This is a genomic window from Comamonas sp. A7-5, from assembly GCF_039581385.1.
Lineage (GTDB): Bacteria > Pseudomonadota > Gammaproteobacteria > Burkholderiales > Burkholderiaceae_C > Comamonas > Comamonas thiooxydans.
Genome location: NZ_JBCPWO010000007.1, coordinates 15,177 through 29,641, shown reverse-complemented (window position 1 = coordinate 29,641; position 14,465 = coordinate 15,177). Strand labels below are relative to the sequence as shown.

General features: G+C 61.7%; 14 protein-coding genes. 10 read left to right on the top strand and 4 right to left on the bottom strand.

Going from position 1 to position 14,465, the window contains the following annotated elements:
• Positions 1 to 51 precede the first annotated feature (51 nt).
• The 3 genes from AAIL67_RS14160 to AAIL67_RS14150 form a co-directional block, all read right to left on the bottom strand.
• Positions 52 to 1,626, bottom strand: coding sequence for a flagellin (locus tag AAIL67_RS14160; protein WP_224649624.1), 1,575 nt, complete (start codon positions 1,624 to 1,626; stop codon positions 52 to 54).
• A gap of 294 nt (positions 1,627 to 1,920) precedes the next feature.
• Positions 1,921 to 3,399, bottom strand: a complete 1,479-nt coding sequence (locus AAIL67_RS14155) for a flagellin (protein WP_224649626.1) — start codon at positions 3,397 to 3,399, stop codon at positions 1,921 to 1,923.
• The gene (locus tag AAIL67_RS14150; protein ID WP_343484262.1) at positions 3,390 to 3,629 is read right to left on the bottom strand and encodes a hypothetical protein; all 240 of its coding nucleotides are present in this window, start codon (positions 3,627 to 3,629) and stop codon (positions 3,390 to 3,392) included. The genes AAIL67_RS14155 and AAIL67_RS14150 overlap by 10 nt, the downstream gene beginning before the upstream one ends.
• 152 nt (positions 3,630 to 3,781) lie before the next feature.
• On the opposite strand from AAIL67_RS14150, the gene motA reads away from it, so the two are divergent.
• The 4 genes from motA to AAIL67_RS14130 all read left to right on the top strand — a co-directional run bounded on the left by motA (position 3,782) and on the right by AAIL67_RS14130 (position 6,825).
• Positions 3,782 to 4,642 (top strand): flagellar motor stator protein MotA, encoded by an 861-nt coding sequence (gene motA, locus AAIL67_RS14145; protein WP_003059167.1) that lies wholly within the window; start codon positions 3,782 to 3,784, stop codon positions 4,640 to 4,642.
• A gap of 42 nt (positions 4,643 to 4,684) precedes the next feature.
• Complete coding sequence (motB, locus tag AAIL67_RS14140) at positions 4,685 to 5,752, top strand: flagellar motor protein MotB (RefSeq protein WP_063665099.1); 1,068 nt, start codon at positions 4,685 to 4,687, stop codon at positions 5,750 to 5,752.
• A 65-nt stretch (positions 5,753 to 5,817) separates the two neighbouring features.
• Positions 5,818 to 6,204: a chemotaxis response regulator CheY gene (gene cheY / locus AAIL67_RS14135; RefSeq protein WP_003065483.1), complete on the top strand. Its 387-nt coding sequence runs from the start codon at positions 5,818 to 5,820 to the stop codon at positions 6,202 to 6,204.
• 3 nt (positions 6,205 to 6,207) lie between these two features.
• Positions 6,208 to 6,825 (top strand): protein phosphatase CheZ, encoded by a 618-nt coding sequence (locus tag AAIL67_RS14130; RefSeq protein ID WP_012836866.1) that lies wholly within the window; start codon positions 6,208 to 6,210, stop codon positions 6,823 to 6,825.
• Between the two features lie 195 nt (positions 6,826 to 7,020).
• On the opposite strand, the gene fliE is transcribed toward AAIL67_RS14130, so the two are convergent.
• On the bottom strand, positions 7,021 to 7,329 hold the full coding sequence (gene fliE / locus AAIL67_RS14125; protein ID WP_343484261.1) for a flagellar hook-basal body complex protein FliE: 309 nt from the start codon (positions 7,327 to 7,329) through the stop codon (positions 7,021 to 7,023).
• Between the two features lie 173 nt (positions 7,330 to 7,502).
• Here fliE and fliF point away from each other — a divergent pair, with 173 nt between their 5' ends.
• The 6 genes from fliF (at position 7,503) to AAIL67_RS14095 (ending at position 14,375) form a co-directional block, all read left to right on the top strand.
• The gene (fliF, locus tag AAIL67_RS14120) at positions 7,503 to 9,209 is read left to right on the top strand and encodes a flagellar basal-body MS-ring/collar protein FliF (protein WP_343484260.1); all 1,707 of its coding nucleotides are present in this window, start codon (positions 7,503 to 7,505) and stop codon (positions 9,207 to 9,209) included.
• A gap of 148 nt (positions 9,210 to 9,357) precedes the next feature.
• The gene (gene fliG, locus AAIL67_RS14115; protein ID WP_003059149.1) at positions 9,358 to 10,353 is read left to right on the top strand and encodes a flagellar motor switch protein FliG; all 996 of its coding nucleotides are present in this window, start codon (positions 9,358 to 9,360) and stop codon (positions 10,351 to 10,353) included.
• Positions 10,346 to 11,173 carry a FliH/SctL family protein gene (locus tag AAIL67_RS14110; protein WP_063665102.1) on the top strand — a complete coding sequence of 276 codons (828 nt, stop codon included), beginning with the start codon at positions 10,346 to 10,348 and terminating at the stop codon, positions 11,171 to 11,173. The genes fliG and AAIL67_RS14110 overlap by 8 nt, the downstream gene beginning before the upstream one ends.
• Positions 11,170 to 12,558, top strand: coding sequence for a flagellar protein export ATPase FliI (gene fliI / locus AAIL67_RS14105; protein ID WP_063665103.1), 1,389 nt, complete (start codon positions 11,170 to 11,172; stop codon positions 12,556 to 12,558). The genes AAIL67_RS14110 and fliI overlap by 4 nt, the downstream gene beginning before the upstream one ends.
• Positions 12,559 to 12,591: 33 nt before the next feature.
• Complete coding sequence (gene fliJ, locus AAIL67_RS14100; protein ID WP_034353137.1) at positions 12,592 to 13,056, top strand: flagellar export protein FliJ; 465 nt, start codon at positions 12,592 to 12,594, stop codon at positions 13,054 to 13,056.
• 2 nt (positions 13,057 to 13,058) lie between these two features.
• Positions 13,059 to 14,375 carry a flagellar hook-length control protein FliK gene (locus tag AAIL67_RS14095; protein WP_343484259.1) on the top strand — a complete coding sequence of 439 codons (1,317 nt, stop codon included), beginning with the start codon at positions 13,059 to 13,061 and terminating at the stop codon, positions 14,373 to 14,375.
• Positions 14,376 to 14,465: the final 90 nt, after the last annotated feature.

Sequence of the window (14,465 nt, the reverse complement as noted above, 5' to 3'; positions counted from 1 at the left end):
TGTTTCGGCAGGCCGAAACAGAACTTGAGTAAAAATTACCAGATGCCGATATCAGCCTTGCAGCAGCTTGAGCACTTGCTGTGGCAGCTGATTGGCCTGTGCCACCATCGCCGTGCCTGCCTGTTGCAGAATCTGTGTCCGGCTCAGGTTGGCGGTTTCGGTTGCGAAGTCGGCATCCATGATGCGGCTGCGAGAGGCAGAGAGATTTTCCGAATTGACACTCAGATTTTCCACTGTGGTTTCAAAACGGCTTTGCACTGCGCCCAGCGTGGCTCGTGCGCCATTGACTGCCTTCAAGGCCGCGTCCATCGCCAGGATGGCGTTATCTGCGTATTCCGCATCCAAAACATTCAGTTTCTCAAAGCCTTGAACATTGGCTTGAGCTGAGGCAAAGGTGCGTGCTCCTGCAATGAAGTTTGTGTCACCTTCAATGGTGTTTCCCACAGTCAATCCCGTGGATGCTTTGAGTTCATTTGCAGTGGCAGGTGCGACTGCACCCACGGAGATGTTGCCGTCGCTCGAGGTCAGAACTAGGCCGCCGTTCACAATGGCTGCGGTAACTTTGGAATTAGGTGCAGTGTAGGAGGCGGCGTTGATCTGTGTGACCAGATCGTTGACGCGCTTGGAGGCGCTTTCCTGGGCGGGTAACTGAAGTGTGACTCCGTTGATGGAAACGGCGGCTGCTGGCATGCCACCTGTCGCAACATTTTTACCGGCAACCGCTGTAAGTGCGATATCTCCAAGCGGAGAGCTAACTTCAGGCGATAGGGCTACATTGGTAGTGCTTGAGTTTGCAACCGAAATGTTGCCGGAGGCATCTAACGTGAAGGTTAGGTTGGGGATGTTTGCCCCCTGTAAGCCAGCGAGCAGATTGTTCTTGGCTTCAGTTGCATTGGTTGCGCCTGTTGCCGGAATTGGAGCAATCGTCACTGGCGTTGCAGAACCATTGACCGTAATGTCGAAGTCGCCATAGCTGAAGTCGGCTGGTGTTGCTCCATTACTCACAGGTGCTGCTAGTGTGAACGTACTTGACCCAGGAATAGTCACCGGCGCCGCTCCACCTTCTATAGATGAACCTGTCACCTTTGCTGGAACGGCAACGCTATCCCAGGTACCAAGTGCATCTACGTTGGCGTTGACAATGGCTGAGATATCGATGGTTTGGCCTTGATTGGCGCCCACTTGAAAAGCCATATTGGTAAACGAGCCGTCGAGCAAATTGGTGCCGTTGAAGCTGGTCTGCTGTGCCACTCGGGTCACTTCTGCTTTGAGCTGCTGCACTTCGGCATCTAGCGCAGCACGGTCTTCCGACGAGTTGGTGGCATTGCGAGCCTGCACAGCCAGTTCTCGAATGCGCTGCAGATTGCTGCCCAGGGAGCCCAAGGCGCCTTCGGCGGTCTGGGCCAGGGAAATACCGTCATTGGCGTTGCGCATGGCAACCGTGAGGCCACGCACCTGGGTGGTCATGCGTTCGGAAATTGCCAGACCGGCTGCATCATCCTTGGCACTGTTGATGCGTAAGCCCGAGGACAGGCGCTGCATGGAGGTAGCCAGCTGGCTTTGGGACGAGCTCAGGTTGCGTTGCGCATTGAGCGACTGGATATTGGTATTGATGATGGCTGCCATGGCGTGTGCTCCTGTTTCAAGCCAGTAAACCGGCGACGTACTAGCCGTTTTCACGACCAGCGACGGCGCTGGCCCACGTGACCGGAAACACGGACGAAGTCTGGTATTCCGGGTACGAGGATTGTTGGAGCAAGCCATGCAGGACATAAGACCGATAAGAGGCCTAAAGTCCTGCTATTTTTGCAATTGACGGTTACATATAGGGTGCAGCTGGGCAGCAAAAAGGCCTCCCGAAGGAGGCCTGGTTTGTCGCTAACTGCACCAGCGTATGGCTGGTGCAGCAGCTTGATGCAATTAGCGCAGCAGGGACAGCACGCCCTGGGGCAACTGGTTGGCCTGGGCTACCATGGCGGTGCCGGCTTGCTGCAGAATCTGCGAGCGGCTCAGATTGGCGGTTTCCGCGGCAAAGTCTGCGTCCATGATACGGCTCTTGGATGCCGACAGATTTTCGCTATTCACGCTCAGATTGGAGACAACGGATTCAAAGCGGTTCTGCATGGCACCCAGATCAGCGCGGGCAGAGTTCACGGCCTTGAGGGCGGCGTCCATGGCGATGATCGTATCGTCTGCACCTTCGGCTGTGGCCACGGATACACCCTTGAATCCAGTCTGTGCTGTCCCCTTCACTGTTGCGACTGTTCCTACTGTCAGGCCTGCACCGGTAGTTGCACTCGCGCCAGCAATCTCAATGTCTTTGTCCGACTTAAGCACCAGAGAGCCATTGACATTGCTTGCTACTACAGACTTGTCTTCAAACTGCTTGTTGATTTCAGTTACGAGTTGGTTTACTCGGTCGTTTCCTGTGTAAGCGGCACCTACTTCAATGTTCTTGCTGTTGATGCTCAGCGCATTACCGGTCAGTGCGGTGTAGTTGGTGCCTGCGTCAATAGTGGTGTCAGAGGCCGTTACATTGGGTGCGCCAGCAACAGAAAGAGACGGAGAGTCCACTGTTGCGTTGCTGATGGTCACGACGCCAGCAGCCACAGTGGTGGACAGGCCGTTGAGACCTGCTCCATCCAGTGCTGTCTTGATGTTTGTAGCCAGTGCATCGCGCGCTTCGTCTTCCGTGCGAGTGGCAGCTCCAAGACCTGTCACGTTTACTTCAGTACCACCGACCAAGATCTTGAAATCTGCAAATGCAGCAGATGCAGCTGCTGGGTCTGCAGGAGACGCTACAGTCAGCGTGGCGGTGCCTGCTGTTGGCGCTGCATTCAGAGTTGTTCCGTATGAAGTCGCAGGCTTTTCGACACTGGTCCATGTGCCCAACTGATCAATCTTGGAGTTCTGGATGCTATCGATATTAATGCGCTGGCCCTGGTTGGCGCCAACTTGGAAGGCTTGAGAAGTGAAAGAGCCATCCAGAAGTTTGGTGCCGTTAAAGGATGTGTCGGTCGCCACGCGGTCGATTTCGCTCTTGAGCTGATCCACTTCCTTTTGCAGGGCCGCGCGGTCTTCGGTGGAATTGGTGGCATTGCGCGATTGCACAGCCAGTTCGCGAATACGCTGCAGATTGCTGCCGATGGTGCTCAGTGCGCCTTCAGCCGTCTGGGCCAGCGAGACGCCGTCATTGGCGTTGCGCTGAGCCTGGTTCAGGCCGCGAACCTGGGCGCTCATGCGTTCGGCAATGGCCAGTCCGGCTGCATCGTCCTTGGCGCTATTGATGCGCATGCCGGAAGACAGGCGCTGCATGGAGGTCGACAGCGAAGATTGCGAGGTGCCCAGGTTGCGCTGTGCGTTGAGCGACTGGATATTGGTGTTGATGGTCATTGCCATGATGCGAACTCCTTGATGCGATCAAAACGTCGCCGCCACAGTGACCTGAAATATTCAGGGTGGGCGGCGGCGGCAGCCCAATCCAGCACCCCAGCCTGCAGTTCCTTGATATTTGCTGCTGTGGCTCGCTGGTGACAGGGCTTTGTTTCCCTGTTGAAGCTGTTATCGGAGCCATCCCGGCAAAACTTTAGAGAGTTCTGCAAATATTTTTCGGGATGTAACAAATGCACGGGCTTTGCCTTGCTTGCATGCCGCAGGCGCCTTCACGTCGCTGCTTGGCTCGGAACTACCCTACATAACGACGGCTAGCTGCCGATCTAGCTTCCAAACGCCCAGCTTTTTGCACCTATGGCGGGGCTTCTGCAACTTCACAATCGGCACCATGCTTGTTCTCATCGGTTATATCGTCGCCTTCGGCTGCATCTTCGGCATGTATGTGCTGCACGGCGGCAGCGTGGGCGTTCTTGTCAAGGCGCTGCCGTTCGAGATGGTGACCATTGGCGGTGGCGCCCTGGGCGCTTTCATCGTCAGCAACCAGCCCAAGGTGCTCAAGGCCACGGCCAAGGCGATTCCTTCGGCGCTCAAGCCCTCGCGCTATAACAAGGCGCGCTATATGGAAGTGATGGCGCTTCTGTACGAGCTGCTGCAGAAGGCGCGCAAGGAAGGCCTGATGTCGATCGAGTCCGATGTGGAAGATCCGCAGTCGTCGACGGTGTTTCAGAACTATCCGCAGCTGATGGCCGACCACCATGTCGTCGAGTTCCTGACCGACTATCTGCGCATGATGGTCTCGGGCAATCTCAACTCGCACGAGATCGAGGCGCTGATGGACAGCGAAATCGAAGCCCATCATGCCGAGGCCCACGCACCGGTGATGGCGCTGAATCGTCTGGCGGGCGCCTTGCCTGCCTTCGGCATTATTGCGGCCGTGCTGGGTGTGGTGAACACCATGGCTTTCGTGGGGCAGCCCCCAGCGGTGCTGGGCGGCATGATTGCCTCGGCCCTGGTGGGTACCTTCCTCGGGATCTTGCTGGCCTATGCGCTGGTGGAGCCCATGGCTGCGTTGCTGGAGCAGCGTGCGCAGGATGCGGCCAAGGAGTTTGAGTGCATCAAGGCGACGCTTTTGGCCAGCATGCAGGGCTACAACCCGGGCACGGCCATCGAGTTCGGCCGCAAGGTGCTGTTCTCGACCGAGCGCCCAGGTTTTCTGGAGCTGGAGTCGCACGTCAAGGGTAAGAAGTGATGAGTGCCTGCTCTCGCCGGAATCGAGTGATGGAGCGCTGCCATGGCTGACAAGAAGCTGCAGCCCATCATCATCAAGCGCGTCAAGAAGACCGCCCATGCCCACCATGGTGGCGCCTGGAAGATTGCCTATGCCGACTTTGTGACGGCGATGATGGCCTTCTTCCTGCTGATGTGGCTGCTGGGCTCGACCGCTCAGGGCGAGCTGCAGGGGATTGCCGCGTATTTCAATTCGCCGCTGAAGGTGGCCATGTCGGGCGGCAGCGGTGCGGGCAACAGCTCCAGCATCGTGCCGGGCGGCGGCAACGACCTGTCCAAGGTTCACGGCCAGGTGCGCCGCTCCGAGTCCGAAGACAATGCCAACCGCCGCGCCAGCCAGGCCATGGGCCGGGCCGAAGAGTCCGCACGCGATGCACAGCGTCTGCATGCACTCAAGGCCAAGGTGGACAGCATGATTGCCAACAATGCGCGCCTGAACGAGTTCCGCTCGCAGATTCGCACGGAGATCACGCATGACGGCCTGATGATTCAGATCGTCGACGACCAGAACCGCCCCATGTTCGATAGCGGCAGTGCCGTGGTCAAGCCCTATATGCGCGACATCCTGCGCGAGATCGGGGCGGCCATGGGCAATGCGGAAAATCGCATCAGTCTCTCAGGCCACACTGATGCTGCACCCTACGGTAATGCCGATCGCGGCTACAGCAACTGGGAGCTGTCGGCCGACCGCGCCAACGCCTCGCGCCGCGAGCTGGTGGCAGCCGGCATGCCGCTGGACAAGCTGGCGCGCGTGGTGGGCATGTCCAGCAGCGACCTGCTGCTGCCCGAGGAGCCGCGCGCTGCGCAGAACCGCCGCATCACCATTACCGTGCTGACCAAGGAGGCCGAGCGCCGTGTGCTGGGCAACGACAAGGAGCGCAGCACGGAGCAGGTGACCAGTGCCGAGGAAGCTGCCAGCACGATCAACCAACCCAAGGCCCGGCGCGCAGTACCCAGCGCTGCCGACAAGCAGTCTCTGGATGCCAAGGAAGAGTTTGTTGTAACAAACCCTGAAGTTGCCACGGAGACTGTCGAAAAGCCTGACAATGCACGTCCAATGCCGGGAGGTTGACAAATTGTTACCATCACGGCTGAAAACTTGTTCCCACGCACCTATTCCGACCGAAAGGGCCTCTCGTGGCTAATGCCCTGCGATTTTTGATTGTTGACGACTTCTCCACCATGCGCCGCATCGTGCGCAATCTGCTCAAGGAGAGTGGCTTTGCCGATGCCGATGAAGCCGAAGATGGTGTGGTTGCCATCACCAAGCTGCGTGCTAGCAAGTTCGACTTTGTGGTGACCGACATCAACATGCCGAACATGAACGGCTTTCAGCTGCTGAGCGAAATCAAGCAGGATGAAAAGCTCAAGCATCTGCCGGTGCTGATGGTGACCGCCGAAGCCCGCAAGGAAGATATCGTGGCTGCCGCCCAGGGCGGCGCGGCCGGCTATATCGTCAAGCCCTTCACCAAGGCCACGCTGGAAGAGAAGGTCAATCTCATCATCAAGAAACTCGATCTCTGAGCCATGAGCAGCGACCAGGCTTCCGCCAACGTCCATTACAAGATTGGCGTGCTCACGCGCCAGTTGCATAACTCGCTCAATGAGCTGGGTTATGCGGACCGTTTGCGTGGCAGTGCGGGGGAGCTTCCCGATGCGCAAAGCCGTCTGTCCTATATCGCCCGTCTGACGGGAGAAGCGGCCAACAAGGTGCTGGGCCAGGTCGAGGTAACGCAGAACCGCCAGGATGCGCTGGCCGAGCGTACCCGTGCCATGCGTGCAGAACTCATCAAGGATCCCGTGGCCGCGGTGGCCAAGGGGCGCGTGATGAACTACCTGCAGGAGGTGGAAGAGGGCACGGAGCAGACCAACAGTCATCTGACCGAGATCATGATGGCGCAGGACTTCCACGATCTCACGGGCCAGGTAATTGCTCGTGTGGTTGCCCTGGCGGCCGATCTGGAGTCGCAGCTGCTGGAGCTGCTGATCCAGACTTCGCCGGATGCTGCGCAGGCACCGGCCCTGGCGCCTGTGGAAGCCGCGCAGCCCAAGCTGGCCGGCCCGGTGGTGGATCCCGAAAACACGGCAGATGTGGTGACCTCGCAGTCCCAGGTGGATGATTTGCTGGCCAGTCTTGGCTTCTGACCTTCTGAAAACATAGCTGCCAGCGCTTTTCCGATAAGCGCTTGAGCCTGAAAAGCCTGATCTTTTGAAAGGATCGGGCTTTTTTATTGGGCTCAGCTGGGCGGGCAGGGCGCAAAAAGCCCGCATGTCATCACAACATGCGGGCAAGCCTTGGAGGGCAATCTGCCTTTTGAGCGATGTGCGGCGTTGCGCCGATCACACCTGCATATTCATGACATCGGAATAGGCCTGCACCAGTCGGTTGCGCACATGCAGTGCGGCCTGAAAGCCGATCTGCGATTTCTGCATGGCCACCATGGTCTGCTCCAGGCTGACGGCGGGGTTTTCCAGCTGTACTTCGCGCTGCAGCTGGCCGGAATGGTTTTGAGCGGCGCTCACCGATTGCAGTGCATTTTGCAGAGCCTGACCAAAGCCGCCGGCCACGGGTGCAGTGCCGGCGCTGCCGACCTTGGTGAGCTGGTTGCCCAGTTGGGCGGGGTTGATTGCAGGGATCTTCAGGTCCATATCTTTATCCAACTGGCTTGGTGAGTTGGAGGTGATCGTAGGTTTTTCGCGTGATCGCAGACGGGCAATAAGTGGGTGAATCGGCTTGCTTATCGGGGGAACGCCGCCGGCCCGAGTCCGAATAATCCACTGGACGCTAGACCTCGTGTGGGGTCTGACACCATGGAATCAAGATGTCTGCTGTAGCTGAAGTACCTGTCCCCAATGCCGCGCCCGGTGCCACGTATGCACCCCGCCCTGCGCTTGCGCAGCGCTGGGGTGCGCTCGACCGTGGCCAACGTCTTCGCTGGGGTGCGCTGGCGGCCTTGGTCGCTGTAGGCTTGGTGGCGGCTGCGGTGTTCTATCGCCAGCCTGACTACAAGCTGCTGTTCTCCAACGTCAGCGACAAGGATGGCGGTGCCATCGTGGCGCAGCTGACGCAGATGAACGTGCCCTACAAGTACAGCGAGGGCGGCGGCGCCATCCTCATCCCCGCAGACCGTGTGCACGATGTGCGCCTGAAGCTGGCCACGCAAGGCCTGCCCAAGGGTTCGGTGACGGGCTTCGAGCTGATGGAGAACAGCAAGTTCGGCATCACCCAGTTTCAGGAACGCCTCAACTTCCAGCGCGGCCTGGAAGGCGAGCTGACGCGCTCCATCCTGGCACTCAATGCCGTGCAGAGTGCACGCGTGCATCTGGCCCTTCCCAATCAGAACGGATTTTTCCGCGAGCAGCAGAAGCCTTCGGCTTCCGTGCTCCTGAGCCTGCATCCGGGCCGCATGCTGGACCGTGCGCAGATCGCGGGCATCGTGCATCTGGTGGCCTCCAGCGTGCCCGAGATGGAGCCTTCGGCCGTGAGCGTGGTGGACGACACCGGCAAGCTGCTTTCGCAGTCGCCTGACGGCAATGCCGGCGGCGTGGACATGCAGCAGTTCCTCTACACCCAGCAGGTGGAGCAGCAATATGTGCGCCGCATTCTGGATATTCTGGAGCCCGTGGTCGGCAAGAACAATGTGAAGGCCCAGGTTTCGGCCGAGCTGGACTTCAGCCAGACCGAATCGACTTCCGAGCAGCATCGTCCCAACCAGTCTGCAGACGGCGGGGCCGTGCGCAGCCAGCAGGTGATGGAGACCAATGGCGAGAAGACGGCCACTCCACCTACCGGCGTGCCTGGCGCGACCAGCAACCAGCCACCCCAGAACTCTACGGCGCCCATCAACGGTGCCAATCCTGCGCCGCAGGCTGCTGGTGCAGGCCAGGGCAACGGCCAGGGCAACAAGCGCGAGTCCATCACCAATTACGAAGTGGACAAGACCGTCAGGGTCACACGCGGCAGCACCGGCACCGTCAAGCGCCTGACGGCTGCGGTGGTGGTCAATGCACCGTTGGCTGCTGCGGCTGGCACCGATGCGGCGACAGCGGCAACGGCAGCCGCAGTCAGCTCCGGTCTGCGCCCACTGACAGCCCAGCAGCAGGAGCAACTGCTCACGCTGGTGCGCGAAACCGTGGGCTATAGCGCCGACCGAGGCGACTCGGTGAACCTGGTCAGCGCTCCCTTCATGGACAGCGGTGCCGCTCCGGCCGAGCTGCCGATGTGGAAGGACCCCGAAATTCAGGCCATGGCCAAGAGCCTGGGCGTGCCGATTGCGCTGGCGCTGTTTGGAGCCCTGGTGCTGTTGGGCCTGGTGCGCCCCTTGCTCAAGGGACGCAATACCGGCCCCGGCGGCCAGCTCAATGCCATTGAAGCCGAGGCGCTGGATCGCCCCGCTCTGCCCGCCCCTGCGAAGGAGCTGTCTCCGACCAAGGAGCAGGAACGACTGGATCAGGCCCGTCATCTGGCCAAGCAGAACCCGATCGCGGTGGCGAACATCGTGAAGACATGGATTAACGGCGAGGGGTGACGAAGTCACCCCCTGAGGCGCGTTGCGCCTTCCCCCTCTCTCTTTGGGAGGGGGACGATGCCCTCGCTGTGGGGCGGCGGGGCCGCCTAGGCCCTTGCTCGGCATCCCCGGCATGGGACGGTTGAATAACTAGTAGAGAGTTTTGAATATGGACGATAGAGGTCTGAACGACGCTGCCATCTTGCTGGTCTCCCTCGGTGAGGAAGAAGCGGCCGAGGTGTTCAAGCACCTCACGCCCAAGGAAGTGCAGAAGCTGGGCGAGACGATTGCCCGCATGCGCGGCGTGACGCGGGAAAAGGTGGATTTCGTGATCGACCGCTTCACCAGCGATGCCGCGTCGCAGAGTCTGCTGGTCGACGATGCCAGCGACTATGTGCGCTCGGTGCTCAAGCGTGCCCTGGGCGATGACAAGGCGGCGCTGCTGATCGACCGCATCATGCAGGGTGGCGACATCTCGGGCATTGAAAGCCTGAAGTGGATGGATCCGCTGTCGGTGGCCGAGTTGCTGCGCGGTGAGCATCCGCAGATCGTGGCGGCGATTCTGGTGCACCTGGAGTATGAGCAGGCTGCGGCCGTGCTGATGCAGTTCCCCGACCGGGCGCGAAGCGAGGTCATGCTGCGCGTGGCCACGCTGGAAGGCATTCAGCCCACGGCGCTCAAGGACTTGAACGAGGTGCTGTTCAAGGTGCTGGCGGGCGGCGACAAGGTGCGCAAGACCTCGCTGGGCGGCGTCAAGACAGCGGCCGAAATGCTCAACCAGATGGGCGGCAATGCCGATGTGGCGGTGCTCGATACTATCCGCAACTACGACCCCGAACTGGCGCAGAAGATCATGGACAAGATGTTCGTCTTCGACGACCTGGTCAAGCTCGACGACCGCTCGGTGCAGCTGGTGCTGCGCGAGGTGGTGTCCGAGACGCTGATCGTGGCGCTCAAGGGCGGCTCCATGGAAGTGCGCGACAAGATCCTGGCCAATATGTCCATGCGTGCGGCCGAGTCGCTGCGCGAGGACCTGGAAGGCCGTGGCCCCATGCGTCTGTCCGAAGTGGAAGCCCAGCAGAAGGAAATCCTCAAGGTCGTGCGTCGTCTGGTCGAGGAAGGCCAGGTAACCATCGGCAGCGGTCCGGAGGACAGCTATGTCTAAGGGCCAGCCTCCGCGCTCGCACTCGCGCTTTATCCCGCAGGAAGAGATCGACGACAGCACCGTGGTGCAATGGCGCTTCGGCGCCGTGGAGGCACAGGATCGCGGCGTCTTCGCGCCCGCACAGCAAGCGGCCTTCATACCGGCTGGGGTAGAGCATTTCAACGGCTTTTCCCCCTCGATTGCCCATCAACCGCAGGCGCAGCCAGAGGTGCAGGCGGTGGAGCCCGTGGAGCCAGCCGCCCCGGCTTTCGACGAGGAGCAGTTGCAGCAGATGCTGGAGCAGGCACGAGCCGAGGGTCATGCACAGGGCCTGGCCGAAGGCCGCACCCAGACCCAGCAGCAATGGCAGCAGCATCTGGACGACCATATCAACGGTGCGGGCCGCGAGAGTGCGCAGCGTGTCGATGGCGTGTTGCAGGGCCTGGAAGACAACTTCAAGCAGCTGCAGTCGGGCATGGCCCAGGAGCTGCTGAACCTGGCTTGTGACATCGCACGCCAGGTAGTGCGCCAGGAGCTGCGCAGCCAGCCTCAGGCCTTGCTGCCCGTGATTCGCGAGGCGCTGGACATGCTGGTTGACGAGAGCCGCCCGGTGACCGTTCGTCTGAACCCTGCAGACTTTGAACTGCTCGATGAAGCCCTGCGTACCGAGCATGGCGCGCACAGCCGTATTCAGTGGCTGGGCGATGCCTCGATTGCCCCCGGCGATGTCAAGGTGGAGTCGGGCGGTGCCGAGATCGACGGAGGTCTGGACAAGCGCTGGCGCCGTGCGGTGGCGGCTCTGGGCCTGGTCTCCACCTGGTATGACGGAGACAAGGCATGAACCCCTGGCAGCAGTTCATGAGTCAGGCGCGCGCACGTTACGCCGAGCCAGTGCCGCTGGAATGCCAGGGCCGTCTGACCCGGTTGACCGGCATGGTGCTGGAGGCTTCGGGGCTGCGCGTGCCCGTGGGGGCGCAATGCCATATTCATCAGCACGGGCAGGAGCCTGTGCTGGCCGAGGTGGTCGGTTTTGCCGGCGAGCGCGCCTTTCTGATGCCTGCGGGCGATATTCAGGGTTTGTCCAGCGGCGCCATGGTGACGCCGGCAGCCCCCTTTGTTCCCGTACCCCAGCTGGGCGTGATGGAGACCGAGAAGGTCAGCCAGACCGTGGGCGTGCTGCGCCTGCCCATGGGAGATGGCTTGCTGGGGCGGGTGGTGGATTCGCAAGGCATTCCGCTGGACCATGCGGGCGAGCTGGGCAGCGTGGTGCCGGAGGTGCTGGATCGCAACCCCATCAACGCCATGGACCGGGACCCCGTGCGCGAGTCGCTGGATACCGGTGTCAAGGCGCTGAATTCCCTGCTGACCGTGGGGCGCGGCCAGCGTCTGGGTCTGTTTGCCGGCTCGGGTGTGGGCAAGTCCGTGCTGCTGGGCATGATGGCGCGCTACACCCAGGCCGATGTGATCGTGGTGGGCCTGATCGGCGAGCGTGGCCGCGAGGTCAAGGAGTTCGTCGAGGACATCCTGGGCGTCCAGGACCGCAGTCGTGCCGTGGTCGTGGCCGCCCCCGCCGATGCGCCGCCGCTGCTGCGCATGCAGGGCGCCAGCTACGCCACGGCGATTGCCGAACATTTCCGCGACAAGGGCAAGCATGTGCTGCTGCTCATGGATTCCTTGACCCGCTATGCCATGGCCCAGCGCGAAATCGCTCTGGCCATCGGCGAGCCGCCGGCGACCAAGGGCTATCCGCCGTCCTGCTTTGCCAAGCTGCCTGCGCTGGTGGAGCGCAGCGGCAACGGCCTGCACGGCGTGGGCTCGATCACGGCCTTCTACACCGTGCTGTCCGAAGGTGACGATCAGCAGGATCCAATTGCCGATGCGGCCCGCGCCATTCTCGACGGCCACGTCGTGCTCTCGCGGGCGCTGGCCGAGACCGGACATTACCCGGCCATTGATATCGAGCAGTCGGCGTCTCGCGTCATGCACAACGTGGTCTCGCGCGAGCATTTCGAGCTGGCGCGTCGCTTTCGCGCCGTCTATTCGCGCTATCAGAAGGGGCGCGATCTGGTGCAGGTCGGCGCCTATGTCCCAGGCTCCGATCCGCAACTGGACGAGGCGATTGCGCTGCAGCCTGCCATGACCGGGTTTCTGCAGCAAAGCATGTTTGAAAGCTCCAGCATGGAGCAAAGCCTGGCCGGCATGGCGCAAGCCATGCAGCGGGGCTGAGCATCAACGGGTTAGCCAGAGGGAGAGTCGCAGATGTCGTCCTTGAATGCCTTGAACGTCGCCATTGAAGCCGCAGAGCGCAAGCGTGACGCGGCCCGCACCACCATGCAGGAGCGCCAGCGTGCTCAGCAGGCGGCGCAGGCCCAGATGGATCAGCTGCAGGGCTATGTCCTGGAGATGCAGGCGCGCTGGGGGGCCCAGGAAGGGCTGGCCGTGCAGCCCGAGGTCATGCATCACCAGTATCAGTTCATGGAGCGCCTGCAGCACGCCATCGGCTTGCAGACCCGTGTGGTGGCGGACCAGGACATTCGGCTGGAGACCGCACGTCAGGCCCTGCTGGCGGCAGAGTTGCGCGTGACCAGCCTGCAGAAGGTGGTGCAGGCCCGCCGCCGTGATGTGGCACTGGCCCAGATGCGGCGCGAGCAAAAAGATACCGACGAGCGCGCCACCATGGCATTTTTTCGACGCAGCTTCGGCCTGCAACTTCAGGAGGCCTGAGCATGGCAGAAACCAGAATTGATGGCCCGCGCAGCGGCGAATCGCGCACCGGCAAGGCCATGGCGCAGTCCATGAGCTCGGCCAAAAGTGCTGCGGCTGCGGCAGGCGAGCCCGGCCAGGGCTTTTCATCGCTGCTGGCTTCGCTGGACGGATTCGTGACTGCAGGCCTGCCGCAGGCGGCGCAGCAGCCTGCCGAGACATCGGATGTGAAACTGGCGCCCGGTGAGCAGGATGCGCTGCTGATCGCTCAAGGCCATGCGCCGTGGATGAGCCTGGTCGGGCAGACCGCCCAGCTGGACGGGCAGGGCGATGCCGATCTGCGCCAGGGCGTGGCCACCGACTTTCTTTCAGGCAGAGGCCATGCCGCGCAACTGGCCCATCGCCAGGCTTTGCAGCCCGGGTCCGGGGAGGCGCATGCCGCATTCATGGGTAAGGATTTTCAATCAAATCAAGCCCAAACGTATACGACGCAAACGCAAGCAGCTATTAATTCTGATGCGGCTGTCTTGCAGCCGCAGCAGGACGCAGTCGCGCAGGGGCAGGACAGCGGGCACAGCGCGCTGGCTTCGGCGGCGGAAGATGTGCCTGCTGCGCGCGTCGAGCCTGCTGTGCACAAGGCGCAGGCATTGCTGCAGCAGGGCATTAGCCTGCAGGGCATGACGGCTGTGCAGCCCCAGGCCCTGGAAGGTCTCAAGGATTTGCTGCGTGCGGCCCGCTCGCCCCAGCAGGATGAAGCTGCGCCACAGGGCAAGACGGCGGCAGTGCAGGGTGGGGCCGACCTGCAGGCCGTAGCGGCTGCCGTCGGGGCAGCCATGGGAGCAGCGAGCGCGGGCATGCAGGGCGGCGGTCAGAACAGCTCCGACTTCGGCCAGAGCCTGGCGGGGCAGGATGCCGCACCTACAGAGCGTGAGCAGGAAGTGTCCGAGCAGGTGGCCTTCTGGGTGCATCAGAAAACGCAGAATGCCGCGCTGTCGATCCAGCATGAGGGCAAGGCTATCCAGGTCCAGGTGCAGCTGAACGGCCAGGAGGCTCAGGTGCGCTTTGCCGCAGGCGATGAGCAGGCACGCCAGCTGCTGGCCGACGGTCAGGCCCAGCTGCGCGAGCTTTTGCAGGCCCAGGGGCTGAATCTGAGCGGCGTCAGCGTGGATGCGGGCAGTGCCGGCGCCCGGTCCGGGGGGGACAGCCAGGGCGAGGATGCCCAGCGCGGCCAGGCCAGGGTGGCCCGGGTCTCGGTCAATGCTGCAGAGCTGCCCATGAGTGCGGCCAGCGCAGGCAATGGCGCGCGGCCGGTGCAGTCCGGCGTGGACCTTTTCGTGTAAATGATCAGAGCCGGCTCACGGAAACAGTGAGCCGGACATGGTGCGAAACCCGGAATGAAGCCGGGTTTCGCGCTTTTATTCGGGCAATGG